2 protein-coding genes are annotated in these 1,722 nt (G+C 56.4%); one reads left to right on the top strand and one right to left on the bottom strand.

The annotated features are described in order from the left end of the window. The first annotated feature begins 202 nt into the window (after window positions 1–202). Window positions 203–748 carry a hypothetical protein gene (locus WBM93_RS06240; RefSeq protein WP_424429635.1) on the top strand — a complete coding sequence of 182 codons (546 nt, stop codon included), beginning with the start codon at window positions 203–205 and terminating at the stop codon, window positions 746–748. A 5-nt stretch (window positions 749–753) separates the two neighbouring features. Here the strand turns inward: WBM93_RS06240 and WBM93_RS06235 are convergent, their stop codons facing one another. Further along, complete coding sequence (locus WBM93_RS06235; protein ID WP_424429632.1) at window positions 754–1,482, bottom strand: sulfotransferase; 729 nt, start codon at window positions 1,480–1,482, stop codon at window positions 754–756. Window positions 1,483–1,722 lie beyond the last annotated feature (240 nt).

Raw genomic sequence — 1,722 nt, 5'->3', positions numbered from 1 at the left:
GTCGACGGATCGACGGTTATGTCCTCGCCGGGGTGCGCGCGAGCACGCCCGTGAGCGACAGCATCGAGATATTCGGGCGTATCGACAATCTGTTTGATGTAACCTATGAAACCGCCAGTGATTTTGGCTCTCCGGGGCGTTCGGCCTCCATCGGTGCACGCGCGCGTTTCTGATGACCAATAGCAAAAGGGAAAATGACTATATGCAACTCCTTCAATCTTCTTCACCCGTCCAGAATATCTGGGCCGGCGTATTGGCGACTTCCTCGGTATTGGGCAGCCTTGCATTGGCCTGCATGTTTCCATTTGCTGCTTTCGCCACGCTGCTCGCGGCAACGCTGCCGTTCCGCAAGGCGATGCTCTGGATGGGCGCGGCCTGGCTATCCAATCAACTGGTCGGCTATCTGCTTCTCGGTTATCCGCAGACCGCCAATAGCTTCGGTCATGGCCTGGCGATCGGTGTGACGGCGATGGCAACATTGTTTGTAGCGAAGCAGATATTGGATATGCGGTCCGATCGTTCGCTGGTTACCTTGGCTCTGGCTTTTGGCGGGGCTTTTGTCACCTTTGAAGCGCTGTTGCTATTCGCGGCGCTGTTCCTCGGCGGTGTCCAGAATTTCGTCCCGTCGATCGTCTGGATGATCGCGCAGAATGACATCTTGTGGTTCCTTGGCCTCGGTCTCCTCTACATGGTTCTCAATGGCACCGTGTTCGGACGGATTGGCAAGCAAGTAACTCCGCAGGGCTGACCAGCTTACAGTTTGATCCGTAATTCGAGAAGTTTCAAATAGGCATCGCGACACTGGTCCGCGATGCCTTTTTCCTTGTCGCTGAGTTGGGGTGTCGTGCTTTCCGGCTGCCCAAATCCCGTTGTGTTGATGACGCGGCCGTACCAGTGCGACGCCCACACGCCGTCACTTTCGCGTGTTCCGGTTTCCCAAGTGAGCATTCCTGCATCCCAGTGCAGATCGAGCGCAATACACAACGCCCGAAGATGTGCCTCAGGGTCGCGCAATATATCGGCGCTATCGAGGATGATCGCCGCCTTGCCGGTCATCTGGGCGACGCGATCGGCATATTCAATCTGCCGCGCATAGCCGAGATCATCAGCGGTCACCTCGACTCGTTTGGCGGCATAGCTTGCCACCACCCGGTCAGGGTCGCGGATCAGAAAGGCGTGGCGATGGTCCGGGAAGTCGGCGATTGAAATACCGGCAACCATATGATGCGGCATGTGTTTTTGATACCAGACAGCTTTTCCTTCAGGTACCGGCCCGCGCATCGTTTCCGCAACCGATTGCCAATCGCAGTCCATCGAGGCGATGACTTCATCGGCCATGGGCTGGCGCTGACCGGTGGTTTTCAGGAACGCGCCGTAAAACGGCTCGTCGCTCACGGCGCAATCGCTGCGTCCGCCAAAGCTGCGCATCATCGCGGTGGAAATGTTGCGCGGGCCCGACCACATGGCGATGCGGGTTGTCATGATTGTATCACCTTTTGTGCGCTATTCGTTGCGAAGCGATCATATTTCATCATATTTTTGACTCGCACAAAGCCACGAAGGCGCAAAGATGTTGCGGCCCGACCATGTTGTTCGTGGCTTTGTGTCTTCGTGCGAGAAAGACAATGGGAATGACCTGCGGTCGGCTTGGTCTTGGGAACAGGCATGCCGTTAACCAGCAACATCACGCTCAATCAATTCCTTGTAGAGTTCCTGCAGGCG

This window comes from Parasphingorhabdus sp. (genome assembly GCF_049667325.1).
Taxonomy (GTDB): Bacteria; Pseudomonadota; Alphaproteobacteria; order Sphingomonadales; family Sphingomonadaceae; genus Parasphingorhabdus.
This window is presented reverse-complemented; position numbering and strand designations above follow the sequence as displayed.

Coding starts and splice junctions, on each gene's coding strand:
- WBM93_RS06240 (WP_424429635.1), top strand. CDS start 203: ATGCAACTCCTTCAATCTTCTTCACCCGTCCAGAATATCTGGGCCGGC.
- WBM93_RS06235 (WP_424429632.1), bottom strand. CDS start 1,482: ATGACAACCCGCATCGCCATGTGGTCGGGCCCGCGCAACATTTCCACC.